15 protein-coding genes are annotated in these 14,147 nt (G+C 41.4%); 3 read left to right on the top strand and 12 right to left on the bottom strand.

The window, feature by feature from the left end; genetic code table 11:
* Positions 1-91 precede the first annotated feature (91 nt).
* The 11 genes from ruvX to LPH68_RS23860 form a co-directional block, all read right to left on the bottom strand.
* Complete coding sequence (gene ruvX, locus LPH68_RS23910; protein WP_008021987.1) at positions 92-508, bottom strand: Holliday junction resolvase RuvX; 417 nt, start codon at positions 506-508, stop codon at positions 92-94.
* A 74-nt stretch (positions 509-582) separates the two neighbouring features.
* On the bottom strand, positions 583-1,722 hold the full coding sequence (locus LPH68_RS23905; protein WP_004313243.1) for an OmpA family protein: 1,140 nt from the start codon (positions 1,720-1,722) through the stop codon (positions 583-585).
* Between the two features lie 316 nt (positions 1,723-2,038).
* A complete protein-coding gene (locus LPH68_RS23900) occupies positions 2,039-3,007 on the bottom strand; it encodes a PCMD domain-containing protein (RefSeq protein WP_120144528.1) in 969 nt (322 codons plus the stop codon).
* A 25-nt stretch (positions 3,008-3,032) separates the two neighbouring features.
* Positions 3,033-4,139, bottom strand: coding sequence for a sulfotransferase (locus LPH68_RS23895; protein WP_004313241.1), 1,107 nt, complete (start codon positions 4,137-4,139; stop codon positions 3,033-3,035).
* An 83-nt stretch (positions 4,140-4,222) separates the two neighbouring features.
* Positions 4,223-5,683, bottom strand: coding sequence for a sulfate adenylyltransferase subunit CysN (gene cysN, locus LPH68_RS23890; protein WP_087322492.1), 1,461 nt, complete (start codon positions 5,681-5,683; stop codon positions 4,223-4,225).
* A gap of 12 nt (positions 5,684-5,695) precedes the next feature.
* Positions 5,696-6,607, bottom strand: coding sequence for a sulfate adenylyltransferase subunit CysD (cysD, locus tag LPH68_RS23885; RefSeq protein WP_181981116.1), 912 nt, complete (start codon positions 6,605-6,607; stop codon positions 5,696-5,698).
* A gap of 76 nt (positions 6,608-6,683) precedes the next feature.
* Positions 6,684-7,292 (bottom strand): adenylyl-sulfate kinase, encoded by a 609-nt coding sequence (cysC, locus tag LPH68_RS23880; RefSeq protein ID WP_004313238.1) that lies wholly within the window; start codon positions 7,290-7,292, stop codon positions 6,684-6,686.
* Between the two features lie 15 nt (positions 7,293-7,307).
* The gene (locus LPH68_RS23875) at positions 7,308-8,861 is read right to left on the bottom strand and encodes an SLC13 family permease (RefSeq protein ID WP_015531640.1); all 1,554 of its coding nucleotides are present in this window, start codon (positions 8,859-8,861) and stop codon (positions 7,308-7,310) included.
* An 11-nt stretch (positions 8,862-8,872) separates the two neighbouring features.
* Complete coding sequence (gene cysQ / locus LPH68_RS23870; protein WP_192923124.1) at positions 8,873-9,697, bottom strand: 3'(2'),5'-bisphosphate nucleotidase CysQ; 825 nt, start codon at positions 9,695-9,697, stop codon at positions 8,873-8,875.
* 251 nt (positions 9,698-9,948) lie between these two features.
* Positions 9,949-10,443 carry an SPOR domain-containing protein gene (locus LPH68_RS23865; RefSeq protein ID WP_004313235.1) on the bottom strand — a complete coding sequence of 165 codons (495 nt, stop codon included), beginning with the start codon at positions 10,441-10,443 and terminating at the stop codon, positions 9,949-9,951.
* 115 nt (positions 10,444-10,558) lie between these two features.
* Positions 10,559-11,329, bottom strand: a complete 771-nt coding sequence (locus LPH68_RS23860; protein ID WP_004313234.1) for an SDR family oxidoreductase — start codon at positions 11,327-11,329, stop codon at positions 10,559-10,561.
* 200 nt (positions 11,330-11,529) lie between these two features.
* Between LPH68_RS23860 and LPH68_RS23855 the strand changes: the two genes are divergently transcribed.
* Genes LPH68_RS23855 through LPH68_RS23845 form a run of 3 tightly spaced genes read left to right on the top strand, consistent with a single transcriptional unit; the run spans position 11,530 to position 12,395 of the window.
* Positions 11,530-11,739 carry a YtxH domain-containing protein gene (locus LPH68_RS23855; protein WP_004297513.1) on the top strand — a complete coding sequence of 70 codons (210 nt, stop codon included), beginning with the start codon at positions 11,530-11,532 and terminating at the stop codon, positions 11,737-11,739.
* Between the two features lie 32 nt (positions 11,740-11,771).
* The gene (locus tag LPH68_RS23850; RefSeq protein WP_004313233.1) at positions 11,772-12,134 is read left to right on the top strand and encodes a phage holin family protein; all 363 of its coding nucleotides are present in this window, start codon (positions 11,772-11,774) and stop codon (positions 12,132-12,134) included.
* A gap of 3 nt (positions 12,135-12,137) precedes the next feature.
* On the top strand, positions 12,138-12,395 hold the full coding sequence (locus LPH68_RS23845) for a hypothetical protein (protein WP_004313232.1): 258 nt from the start codon (positions 12,138-12,140) through the stop codon (positions 12,393-12,395).
* Between the two features lie 6 nt (positions 12,396-12,401).
* Here the strand turns inward: LPH68_RS23845 and LPH68_RS23840 are convergent, their stop codons facing one another.
* Positions 12,402-13,955, bottom strand: coding sequence for an ATP-binding protein (locus LPH68_RS23840; RefSeq protein WP_004313231.1), 1,554 nt, complete (start codon positions 13,953-13,955; stop codon positions 12,402-12,404).
* Between the last annotated feature and the right edge of the window lie 192 nt (positions 13,956-14,147).

The following is a 14,147-nucleotide window of genomic DNA, read 5'->3' as shown; positions in this document are numbered from 1 at the left end:
TGGGCAAAATTGCCATCGCATTCATTTATCTAATTTTCTAAAACAAGGAATCAGAGTTCAACTACTGATTCGCATTATTTAATATCTTCTATTAAAAACGTTTACTCTCCAAATATGTTTGCAAAATAATAGTAGCACTTATCTCATCCACCAATGCTTTATTTTGGCGGTCCTTTTTCTTCAGACCGGCCTCCAACATGGTACGATGCGCAAGAACAGAAGTAAACCGTTCGTCCACATATTCGACCGGAAGGTCCGGATAGCGCTTCTTCAGCGAACGAACAAAAGGTTCTATATTCTTCATATTCTCCGAAACCTCATTATTCATTTGCTTTGGCAATCCAATAATAATCCGCTCCACCGGTTCTTTAGCCATATATTCACCGATAAAGTTCAGAAGTTCATGCGTAGGCACTGTTGTCAATCCGTTTGCGATTAACTGCATAGTATCGCTCACAGCTATCCCAGTACGCTTTCTTCCATAATCTATTGCTACTATTCTGCTCATGGGGTACAAAAATACAAAAAAGACGCTTCCTGTGAAAGGAAACGTCTCTTTTATTCTATTATTTAAAATGTATATTATTCTTCAACAATAGCTACACGGCTTAACTTAGCATCATCATAGAACATGTTGCCTACGCCACCCTTGTAATCAACTTTCAACTGAGAAGCAGGAACACCGAATTCATTAACCATCAGGTCACGAACTGCTTCAGCTCTCTTCTTACTCAATTTCATGTTATATTCAGCAGAACCAGTACCTTTATCAGCATAACCTGTTACAGTAAATACTTTATCAGTTGCTTTGATACCTTTAGCCATAGCTTCGATATTCATATACTCTCTCTTGCTGATGTTGCTCTTTCCAATATTAAATACAACAACGTAACGTGGAATGAAACCAGCTTCTTTCTTAACGATCACTTCCGGTTTTTTGTTACGTGCTTCAACCAAGTCACGTTTCAAAGATTCATTTTCACCCTTCAGAGCGTTTACTCTGTCTCTCATGTCGTTCAACTGACTTTCCGGAACCATCGGTACAGTAGGAACAGCATCCCAACCACGTTTCTTGAACTTGTAAGTAACACCTACAGTCAGACCAGCCAATCCTTCAGGACCTGAGTTACCAAATGCGCCTTTCATCAAAAGTCCGCGCAATTCAACGTTAAGATCCAAAGCTGAAGACAGACGGAAGCGGTTGATCAAACCGGCATTGATACCCAGTTCATCATAACCCGGACCTTTACCTGTGTGTACGAATCCAGCACCTACATAAGGAATGAATGAGTACAGACGATCTTCTTTATAACCACAGAACATATTGGTAAGGTTCAACAATACGTCTCCGTGAAGGTTAACAACATTCCATTTTTCTTTGTAGTAACCATTAGAGTACTGTCCTCCGTCTACAAGCGGACCGTTAGCATAAGGAGTAGCACCTTTAGCCTGAAGACCGTTGTAAGCCACGCGTAATCCGATACCTGGAGTAAACCACTTACCTACAGCAATGTCAAGTGCCGGAGCAAGACGTTTTCCGAAGTCGGCTTTACCATCATTGTCGCCAAAATACATTTGTGCGCCAACGCCACCACTAATAAACCAGTTAGCACCAAAGCGGTTAGTTTCCACTCTATAACTCTTTGCTGCATTTTCTTTTTCTTGTGCAGGCAGACATACAGATGCTGCTGCCAATAAAATAAACAATAAACCCTTTTTCATCTCAATTTATTTTAGTAAATAATATATTTCAATTGTCTTACAGGATAGATACACAACCCAAATGTTCTACACCTGACTAAGAGACAATAAACGTCATTCTTCTTTCTAAATTTAGTGCAAATATAGATATTTAATATAACACAAACAAAAAAACACGTAAATTTTCATTCATTCATAGATTTTTATAGAGCGATAAAAGTCTTAGATAACTCCAGAAGGCATCTGAAAGGGGTTGTGACAAAAGAATTAAAACAAAAAAAATAGTCAATGATAAATAATATCACTGACTATTTTTCTTCTTTGTCTATATACTTTGTTAATATACCAGTTTTACATTGTCAACCCATAATGTATTTCCCGGAGAACCGATATAAGCTCCTCCATGACTGGATGTGAATTGAATATACATATGAGTCGGAACATCATTTTCATCTCCCCAGGCCACTTCGTGGATAGGCACGCTTTCACCCTTGCTGTTCACCGTATAACTTTCGGTTGCTTGCAGACGCATCATGTGCGCCTTGTATTCCGGACGATTCGTTATATCACCATACATAATCTCATAAGTCACATTATTTTTCCAGTCCGTAGAGTGATAATAATAAGTCACCATTGTCCCTATCCGTTTCGCATACACATTTCCATTGGCATCTTCCCAACGTTTTTGCAGCAACAGGATAGCTGCCGGATAATCTTTTCCGGGCACATCCGTAATCTTACTGAAACCGGTAGCACGAATACGATTCTCCCGGTCAGACATCTTCACCTTGTAATCAAACTGAAGAGCAACCGGTTTTTTTGTAAACGGAATACCCGTCTGCAGCATTTTCTGCGGATTTTTAGTGCCCTTAATCGGCTCATGCACCGAACCGGTAAAGATAGAACCTGCCGCCAACACTGTAATATTAACCAATCCCAGCACTTTCACACTTTCCATGCGTGTATCCAAACGAGCACAGTATCCATCTCCCCGCTTCTCCGGAAAGACCGAAGTATTAGTTTTCGTAATACCGGCCACTTTCGCCATCACATTCGAAGTAGCCCAAGGCGAACCACCCATATTCTTATAAACCTGATCTCCCTTGATCACCGACGTCGGCCCTATCGCATATACATTCTTAGTATTCCCACCAATAATGCTCGACTCCTTTATCTGACGGTCCACCCATTGATCCATGTCCCCGAAAGGAATCACCTCAACTTTATGTTGCGCCATCAAAGACAAGGAAGAAATAAATGCAACGAAACCTGTCATCAACAGGCGATGAATGCTTTTCTGAATCATCAATACTTTTCCTTTCTTTTTCTTCTTATAATTTATAATCCCATTGTTTCAAAGCAAAATCCCAGTTCTTTTCTACCAATTGAATCGTACGGTCATCATATTTATATTTATTCTTCTTATATCCCTTCTTTCCGCCCACGTATTTTTCTATATCGCTACGTGCTTCAGCAAATCCGGGGATAGAAAGAGACTTATAAATAGTTTCCGTCATGCCCATCGCATCCGCTTCGAAATCTTCAAATTTCACTTCCATCAGGTTACCTTCCGGAATAAACTTCTTATCCGATTCATACTTATGATAAAGCTTTGCATAGATAGAAAGGATATTTTCCTCCAATTGTTCATTGCTAACATCCTGCAATTTCAACGGCTGAATCGTATTTGTAAAGAAACTGCGTGTAGATTCGAATACAGTATACGGGTTACGCACCAGGTAGATAAACTTAGCATTCGGGAACATTTTCACCAATTCCTTCACCCTTCCGGTATGCGGAGGGTTCTTACTAAGGAATTGAGTACCATGAGTATTCCACAAAGAAATCTTAATCAATTTAGTGAACACCTCTTCAAATACCTTCAATTCGGCATCCGTTATGTCATCAAACAAAAGATATTTATCAGCGTACTCCTGCTGATACTTCGGCAGAAACCAGAAATTATAATAGGTATAAGGCATCATGTTCGACAAAGCAAACTCCTCTTCCTGGGGAAGATCCACTGCCAGTTCCATATTATCCGTCGGACGCTTATCCGGCATCAGCCAACTCATATTCTTTTTGAAGAAAGGTTGTCCCCACATCATCAGATGAGGAAATACAGTCTGATAAGTAGTGTTATACCCAAAATGCTTATCACAAGAGAATACATTATGTACAAACGTAGTTCCGCTTCGCCAGTGTCCCAGGATAAATACCGGGTCATGCTCCAACGGCTGATTAGCGAGCAGTTTCTCGTAACGCTTGTCCTGCAATGACGCCAATGGAGAAAGCAATCGACACACAGCCTTAGTCAATCGATATTTCCCCTTGTAGGCTGCATCAATTTCACGACCGGCAGTAATAGCCTTGAATGTCTTCCAGTCGGCACCTACCAATGTATTAATCGGAAGTTTATTAAATTCGAGTAATCCCACTTTATTAATTAAAAATTAAAAATCGAAAATTAGAAATGACAGTAAAACCATCATTTCCAACTTCCAAATTATTGTTTAACAATCTATTTTATTAGTCGTACGGCCAAGCCCTGGCGTTCCAACTCCTTCACAGCTTTTTCTACCGCTTCATAATGTTCCGGAGCAATTCCCAGCTTCGTCATATCCAATACCGGCACATCTTCCGTGTCACTCATATCTTTCATTTCCACCCGGTCGATAATCATACCTACCGCAGAAGTATTATCGGTGATCGGGTCAATCAAGATAAAGGAACCGCACGATTTATTTTTCTTATAAGGATCAAAGAACAGCTCTTTAGCCGTAGTCAATACCACGCGAGCAATCTGATTCAATTGCAAAGGCAAAGTTTCTTTGGTCAACTGGCCATTCTCCAGAGACAGATGTTCCATTGTATTCACATCCACCTTGTACTTTATTGTATCGATGCGCGTACGGCTCAAATTGGTAGTCTGTTTAATAAAGAACGATTTATTAATATCCATCGGTTCTTCATCCATCCAAACCATCATCGCTTCAAAATTACGATCCACAGTCGGCAGATTGTCAGGATGCACCAACATTTCACCACGTGACACGTCAATTTCATCTTCCAGCGTCAAAGTCACAGACTGCGGTGGGAAGGCATAATCCAACTCTCCGTCATAAGTCACGATGCTCTTCACCTTAGAAGTTTTTCCGGAAGGAAGTGCCATCACTGTATCGCCTTTGCGAACAATCCCCGATGCCACTTTACCGCAGAATCCTCTGAAGTCCAAATTCGGACGAAGCACATATTGAACCGGGAAACGGAAATCCGTAAAGTTGTGGTCATTGTCGATATGAACCGTTTCAAGGAAATCGAGCAAAGAAATCCCCTTGTACCACGGAGTACGTTCAGACTTATCCACCACATTATCCCCATCCAATGCAGAAAGAGGAATACAGTTTACGTCCGGAATACCCAACGGAGTAACAAACTTCTTATAGTCAGCCACAATCTCATTAAAACGCTCTTCCGAGAAGTCCACCAAGTCCATCTTGTTGACAGCCAATACCACATGCTTGATCCCCAGCAAAGACACCAGAAAAGTGTGACGACGAGTCTGGGTAATCACTCCCGTGCGGGCATCCACCAAAATGATAGCCAGGTTAGCCGTAGATCCGCCGGTAATCATGTTACGGGTGTACTGTTCGTGTCCCGGAGTATCCGCGATGATAAACTTACGGCCATTAGTAGAAAAATAGCGATAAGCCACATCAATTGTAATTCCCTGTTCACGTTCAGCCTTCAAACCATCCAGCAATAACGCATAGTCAATATGCTCACCTGCATTTCCTACACGCTTACTATCACGTTCCAGTGCATCCAGTTGATCTTCATACAATTTCTTACTGTCAAACAACAAGCGTCCGATCAATGTTGATTTTCCGTCATCCACCGAACCCGCCGTCAACAGTCTCAATAAGTCTTTCTGTTCATCCTTGTCCAGAAAAGCTTTTATATCTAATTTATTATCTGCCATTACTAGTTACAATTAAAAGTATCCTTCACGTTTCTTTTGTTCCATACTACCCTCCTGGTCAAAGTCAATCACACGGGTAGTACGCTCACTCTTGGTGGTAGTCATCATTTCTTCCACAATCTCTTCGATTGTAGCAGCTCCGCTTTCCACTGCCCCAGTCAGAGGCCAGCAGCCCAACGTACGGAAACGCACCATCTTCATTTCAATCTGATCCCGGTACTTTTCAGGCAAACGCTCATCATCTGCCATAATAATATTACCATCCAAATTAATCACCGGACGTTCCTTAGCATAATAAAGCGGAACAATCGGAATATTCTCCAGACGAATATACTGCCAGATGTCCAACTCTGTCCAGTTACTAATCGGGAATACACGGATACTTTCCCCCTTGTGCACACGGGCATTATAAATATCCCACAATTCAGGACGCTGATTTTTCGGGTCCCATTGATGAAATTTATCCCGGAAAGAGAAAATACGTTCCTTCGCGCGTGACTTTTCCTCATCGCGGCGGGCCCCACCAAATGCTGCATCAAACTTATATTTATCCAGCGCATGAAGCAATGCCTGCGTCTTCATCAAGTCTGTATGCACTTTACTTCCATGCGTAAAAGGTCCTACCCCTGCATGAAAAGCCTCCATATTACTTTCCACGATCAGATTCCATCCGTACTTCTTCGCATATTCATCACGGAACTGAATCATCTCCTTGAATTTCCATTTCGAGTCGATGTGCATCAATGGGAATGGCACTTTACCCGGATAAAACGCTTTTTCAGCCAAGCGTACCATCACCGAAGAATCCTTTCCGATACTGTAAAGCATCACCGGATTCTCAAATTCCGCCGCCACCTCGCGGATGATATGAATAGACTCGGCTTCGAGTTCCTTCAAGTGGCTTAATTTATATTCTTCCATTATTTTTAAAATTATGAATTACGAATTATGAATTTGCTGATAACCGCATACTAATTCTTCATCCCTAATTCCTCATTCTTCATTTTATACTCTTCACTTTTGGCAAAACAAGCTCCAACAAACGGTTCACCGATTCCTCCAAAGTCAATTTGGAAGTATCCAGTGACAAAGCCGGATGTTCCGGAACCTCGAATGGTGCGGAAATTCCTGTAAAATTCTGAATCTCCCCTTTCCGTGCCTTCGCATATAAGCCTTTCACATCACGTTTCTCACACTCCTCCAACGGAGTGCTAACGAAAATTTCCAGAAAATCATCCTTACCGATAATATTCGCAGCCATTTCGCGAATATCATTATTAGGGCTGATAAATGCAGCAATCGTAATGATGCCACTATCCAAAAACAGCTTAGACACTTCAGCTATACGACGAATATTTTCCACCCGGTCCGTTTCGGAAAATCCCAGGTTATTATTAATTCCACTACGGATATTATCCCCATCCAAGATACGGCAAAGCAATCCGCGCTTATGGAGTTCACGTTCCAATGCAATAGCAATCGTGCTCTTTCCGGAACCGCTCAATCCGGTAAACCAGATCATCACACTGTGTTGCCCTAAAAGTTCTTCTTTATCCTGCCGCGTCATCATGCGGTCAAATATCGGATATATATGGTTCTTTTCTTCCATTTACAGATTTATTTATTAAAAGTTCCAGATCAATGGGATCAGGATAATAGATATTAAGAAAGTTATAATATTAAGCGGCAAACCGATACGTACAAAATCCGTAAACTTATAGTTACCGATACCTTGCACAATCAGATTCGTTTGATAACCGATAGGCGTTGAAAAGCTGGCAGATGCAGCCATACAAATCACCACAAAGAAGGGCGTCGGACTTACCCCTAATTGCGCAGAGATTGACAATGCCAAAGGAAAAGCCAAAGCCGCTGCTGCATTATTAGTAATCAATTCCGTAAACAAATTCGTGATAATAAATACCATGGCGAGCAATACGTGCGGACCATAATCATCACTCAATCCGATAATAAACTTCGCAACGCTATCCGCCACACCGGAGTTCACCATCGCCTTACTGATAGCAAATGCACAAGCAATCGTAATCAATATATCCCACGAAATATATTTAGTGTATTTACGAGCAGGGAACAGATTTGTCCATGCCATAATAATAGTAGTGATAGACACAAAGAAAAACATATCCAACTTGATATCCGGAAACATCTCCTTTGTTACCGGAAGCTCACCCACCGTTGCACCCACAATCATCAGAACCAATAACAGCAAAGCAAACCAACGTTTTTTCTTTCCGGTAGTATCCGGTTCATTTCCATTCGTCAACAAGACAAACACAGAAGACTCACCCCACGTAGGAATAAATGTATCATCAGCCATCACAACCAACGTATCTCCTTCATGAAGCACCACATCATCCAGATTTGTTACAAAACGCTGTCCATTACGCGTCTTGATTTCTTTTACTTCGGCACCATAATGACGTTGAAAATTAAAATCTTTCAGCTTTTTATTAATACCGGGAAAGCGAGCCCCCAAAACAGCCTCTACCCGATGCAACTTCTCCCCCTCTTCTACTTCTTCATCCGGCACAGCCGTGTCCGGACGCGCATCCGGCAAAAGACGCTTGGAAAAAAGAAATATATAAATAATTCCGGCAATAGCGATGAATATTCCCACCTTTCCGAGTTCGAACATGGAGAAGCCTTCAAATCCGGCTTCCAATATCATTCCATGCACCACCAGGTTAGTAGAAGTACCGATCAATGTACAGATACCTCCCAAAATAGTCACATAAGAAAGAGGAATCAGAAACTTCGTAGCCGGGAGATTCACCGATTTAGCCCAATGCTTGATAATCGGGGCAAAAATAACCACGACAGGCGTATTATTCAGAAAGGCAGAAATAAAAGCCACCGAAGGCAAGATACGCAACTGTGCTTTAAACACCGTTGTCTTTCCCTGCGGAAGCAACTTCTTAATCACTTGTCCCAGTGTACCCGACTGACGAATACCTTCACTCACCAAAAACAGCAGAGCAACGGTAATCATCCCTTTATTACTAAACCCTTCCAGCATCTCCTTAGGAGTCAGAATGCCGGCACACAGAAACAAAACCACTACCGAAAAAAGTATCATGCCCGGACGCATCTTGTCTGCTACCAAAGCCGCTACCATTCCTAATAGGGATAATAGTACAAATACGATTTCAAATGTCATATAAACATTATTTAGTGTTCTCTTTTTGGCTCAACGATAAACCACGGATTCAATAAATCCTCCTTATTATATCGTAGAGGTTCTTCCTTTCCAGCCTGATATACTTCCATCCCGGCGGCACGGGCTATCGCATGCCCTGCAGCCGTATCCCACTCCATCGTCGGAGCGAAACGCGGATATACATCAGCCTTTCCTTCAGCAACCAGACAGATTTTAATAGAACTTCCACTCGAAATCAACTCCACACTGCCGTGTTTCTTCTTTAAATCTGCAATATATGATTCTGTTTCAGGCGACAGGTGCGAACGTGAAGCAACCACAATCAGATGATCGTGCACTTCCTTCAAAGGTAACCGTTCCGATTTCGCAACCAGTTCTTCCAATGCCACGCCGTCACCTTCCAAACCGACAATACCGGAACATTTATAAGCCCCTGCACCCTCAATCCCGAAATAAAGTTCTTTTTTCACAGGTACATAAATAACACCGAACACAGGCACAGAATTCTGCACCAAAGCGATATTTACCGTAAATTCTCCATTACGCTTAATAAACTCCTTCGTTCCATCCAGCGGATCTACAATCCATAAAGTATCCCACTCACGTCGAGTCTCATACCCTAAATGCTTCCCTTCTTCACTAAGAACAGGAAAAGGAGTATCATTCAGAATAGCCACAATTGCTTCATGCGCTTTTCTGTCTGCTATAGTTAGCGGAGAGTTATCGGCCTTTCTCTCTATTTCAAAGTCCGATGCCGGATCATTATAAATAGAAAGAATCTTTTCACCTGCTTTTAAAGCCGCGTCGATAGCAGCCATTACATATTTTTGTTCCATTCAATCTCTAAATTAATGCCCTATTCACATTCAGGCAATACATTCTCCAAATTAAGAATTGACAAAAGTAAAAACTTTCTTTGCTATAAAAGTTTCCCTCCTATCATTTATAACTTCTTTTAGTAGAAAGATAAAAATATCTAAACGAAGAAGTCACTCATTTTCAATAAAAAAGCAGTAACTTCCCAGTTACCGCCTTCTTATTCGGAAAAAAACGTTCGTTCTTTCCAATATATATTACCAAAAAGAAATCAATATACGCGATACAGCAACCAAGCCCCCTGGAAATCCGAACGGTTCGGATATTTAGCCTTGAATGCGTCGCGAGCTTCAGCAGCAGCAGCCTTATCAGCAAATGAATTCACGATAACGCGATACATTGCCTTGTCAGCATTAAATGCAATCGTAGAGTGATATCCTTGTCCATCCAACCAATCTTTCAGGCCTTCAGCATTCGCTTTCACACCAAAGCTACCTGCTACGATGCTATAATCTTTCAACCCTTCGTTGCCGGAAACCACTGTAACCTTTTCCTGACGAACGCCGGATGTATCTGCCACTTTAGTAGTTGTCACAGGAGCTGCAACCACCGGAGTTACTTCTACCGGAGCTTCCACCTGCGGTTCTGCCAATTCTTGCTGTTTCGCTTTTTCGTAAGCTTTCTTATAGGCACTTTCGCTGGATTTACAAGATGCAAATGCTAGCACCAAGCATACTCCCATTCCTAATACGACTAATTTTTTCATAATCCTATACTCTGTTTTAATTAATAATTCAATATTTTCGTCTATTACATTTAGTTTCGGGCAACAAAATAATAGAAATTTTATCATCCGGCAAAGAAATCCGTCAAAAAAACATCTATTCCGGCTTTTTCTTATACGAAATAGTACCCGTTGCCTGATAAGTAGGCATCAAAAGCACCTCCGCAATCTGAATATGCGCAGGAGCCGACGCGGCAAAATAAACTGTTTCCGCAATGTCATCTCCCGTCAACGGACGAATCCCTTTATAAAAATTATCGGCAGCTTCCTTATCTCCCCGGTAACGCACCACTGTAAAGTTTGTCTCCACCATTCCCGGTTTGATGTTCGTCACTCTCAACGGAGTATCCACCAAATCGATCCGGAGTCCGTCCGAAAGAGCCTTCACGGCAGCTTTCGTTGCGCAATACACACTCCCACCCGGATAAGCGGCATCACCGGCAATAGATCCGATATTAATAATATGTCCGCGCCCGCGTTCTACCATACCGGGAACCACCAAACGCGTCATTGCCAGCAATCCTCTTATATTCGTATCGATCATGATATCCCATTCATCCAGGTTACCCTCGAATTCCTTATCCACACCGATCACCAGCCCGGCGTTGTTCACCAACACATCAATCGCCTTCCATTCTTCGGGCAATGATTCCAAAGAGGCGGCAGCCAGCTTCCGGTCGCGCACATCAAAGGGCAATATATAAACCCGTACACCATGCGTCGCTTCCAGTTCAGCTTTCAGTTCTTCCAGTTTCGAAACGGTACGGGCATTCAGAATCAGATTCCATCCCTCCTTCGCAAATTTACGGGCACAACCTTCGCCAATTCCGCTACTGGCACCGGTTATAAAAACAATCTTAGCTTCCATTATGTTTTGATTTACAATATTCGAAAACAAAAGTACGCCTTAACCTTCAAAGGTTAGCTACGAAAGTCAGTTAAATAAGATTAAACCATAAAAGAAAAAAAGAATTATAAAACGTAGCAAAAAATTTCAGTTTTCACGAACAACCTTTCCATAAAAATGTTATATTTGTTGTATCATAATCATTTTAAACATTATACATTATGAAAGGATTGAATGTTTTAGCAGCTTTTCTGGGTGGTGCAGCCGTAGGCGCAGCCCTTGGTATTTTATTTGCTCCTGAAAAAGGAGAAGACACCCGTCACAAAATCGCAGAGATTCTTCGTAAAAAGGGAATCAAACTGAATCGCAGCGAAATGGAAACTCTCGTTGATGAGATTGCTGCGGAGATGAAAGGAGAAATAGCAGAATAAGTGAGTAATCAAAGACTAAAAACAGAGCGACCATGTTTGCAGACGATAAAAGTATTGAGAATTTTCAGCAGTTGTTTTTCGAGTTCAAGAAATATCTAGAGCTTCAAAAAGAATATACCAAATTAGAATTGACGGAGAAGTTAACCATACTTTTTTCCACGTTAATTATGATATTAATACTTATTATCCTTGGCATGGTGGCTCTGTTTTATCTGCTTTTTGCTCTTGCTTATATATTGGAGCCTTTAGTGGGCGGTCTGATGTCGAGTTTCGCCATCATTGCAGGCATCAATGTTGTTCTCATCGCCCTGGTTATTATTTTCCGCAAGCAGCTCATCATTTCTCCGATGGTGAACTTCCTCGCTAATTTATTTTTAACTGATTCAAATAAATAAATTATGAATGCGCAGACCCCGCAGAAATTTACATTAGAAGAGATTGCCGAACGTAAAAAAAAGCTTTTAAATGAGATCCATGCTCAAAAAAAGGCCATGACAGCTACTACACGCGAAATATTTGCCCCACTTGCTCCGGCAACCAATAAGGCGGATGCAATCATGCGTTCGTTCAATACCGGTATGGCTGTATTCGATGGCGTAGTGATGGGAATCAAGATTATGCGGAAGATACGGGCGTATTTTAGGAATTTGAAATAAAAGGAACTACTCTTCCACTATCCATTTTTCTATATTTCTTGTTTGCGAACTAAAGTTCACACCCACTTTAAAAAGCTTACGATTATCCGCTTCAAAAGGAAGTGAATAATGTTTCTCATTAATCTGTTTCAGGGCTTCTTCTGCCGTACCATTCAGTTTAAATTCCATGACATATATAAATTTATCCGTTTGCAACACAAGGTCGATACGCCCTTCGCTTGTATGATATTCCACTTTAGTATAAAAGCCCACGAGTTTGAAAACGATAAAAAGCACATTTTCGTAATGTAACTCCTGCTCGCGAATCACGTCATAACCAGTGTCCGCAAAGAAACTTTGCAGCCGTCGGAAGAAAGAGTTATAGTCACCGGAACGTACTTCACGGACAAACTTCTGAATTTCAAAAGGAGACTCCACCTTATTTACGTTCGCATAATAAGGAAGTAAGAAACGGACAAACCCCTCTTCCACTTCACGATTCGGAAAACCTAAACGGTATATGCCAAACTCTTCGTCATACCCCTTAATGGTAAGATATCCGCTCTGATAAATCACTGGAATGGGATTACTAGATTCCGAGTCGATACTGTTCAACACCTGTTCGTCTGTTTCCTCATGAGCCATCCGTTCCAAATCATAGTGATGCTTCTTCAACAAGTTCACTAGATAAGTGGGTGTCCCCGTCTCAAACCAGTAGCTGCCGAACTTCATCTTATCAAACGTGTTCAACAGACTGAAAGGGTTATAGATCCCGATGGTATGTTCCATAAAGTGGTAACCATCATAACATTCTTTCAATTCTGCGCACACCTGCTCATAACTCATCTTCTGCTTTTCTGCCAACTGATGCAATTCCTCCTCCAGGTTGTCATGTATTTCTTTCTCCGTGATGCCGCAAATATCCACAAAGCGTTCATCCATTGAAATATCCTTCAAGTTATTCAAGTCGCTGAACACGCTCACCTTGCCAAATTTTGTCACCCCGGTCAACAACGCAAACTTGATGCAGCCGTCCATCGTCTTCAAAGCTCCGTAGAAAGGCTTCAACGTATCCCGGAATTGCTTCTGTAAGTCCTCATTGCCAATGGCCTGCAGCATCGGCTTGTCATATTCATCCACCAGAATAACTACCCGTTGTCCGGTCTTCTGGCAAGCACGCTCTATAATACCGGCAAAGCGTAGGGAGAACGAACGTTCCGATGGTTCGGCACCATAAAGTTTTTCCCAAGCGGTCAACGATTTATCTAGAATATTATCCAGACTCTCCAAAGCATCATACTTCTCGATATTAAGGTCAAGATGCAAAATTGGATGTTCTATCCAATCTTTTTCGAGCTTCTCCACCATCAGTCCCGTAAACAGTTCCTTCTTCCCTTGAAAATATGCTTCCAAAGTAGAGATCAGCAGACTCTTTCCAAAACGTCGCGGACGACTCAAAAAGTAATAACTCCCGGTCTTTACCATTTGATACATCAAGGCCGTTTTATCAACATAGAAATAACCGTCTTGACGGATTTTCTCGAAGTTCTGGATACCAATAGGATATATTTTATTGCTCATACATGTACAACCTTTTAATTATGGTGCATACAAATATACAGCTTTCATTCTATAACACAAAGCTAGCAGTGATTTTAATTCTATGATAGAAAAAACTTTTAGATGAGCTATATTCAGGAACAGAAGTTGCAAGCGTATTTCAATTAGAATCTTATATTCTTGGGATTTATTCGAGCATCTTCAAGTGATAAT

It is taken from the genome of Bacteroides sp. 1_1_30 (genome assembly GCF_020982715.1).
GTDB lineage: Bacteria > Bacteroidota > Bacteroidia > Bacteroidales > Bacteroidaceae > Bacteroides > Bacteroides xylanisolvens.
The sequence above is the reverse complement of the archived record's forward strand: the minus strand, read 5'-3'. Positions and strand labels throughout refer to the sequence as shown.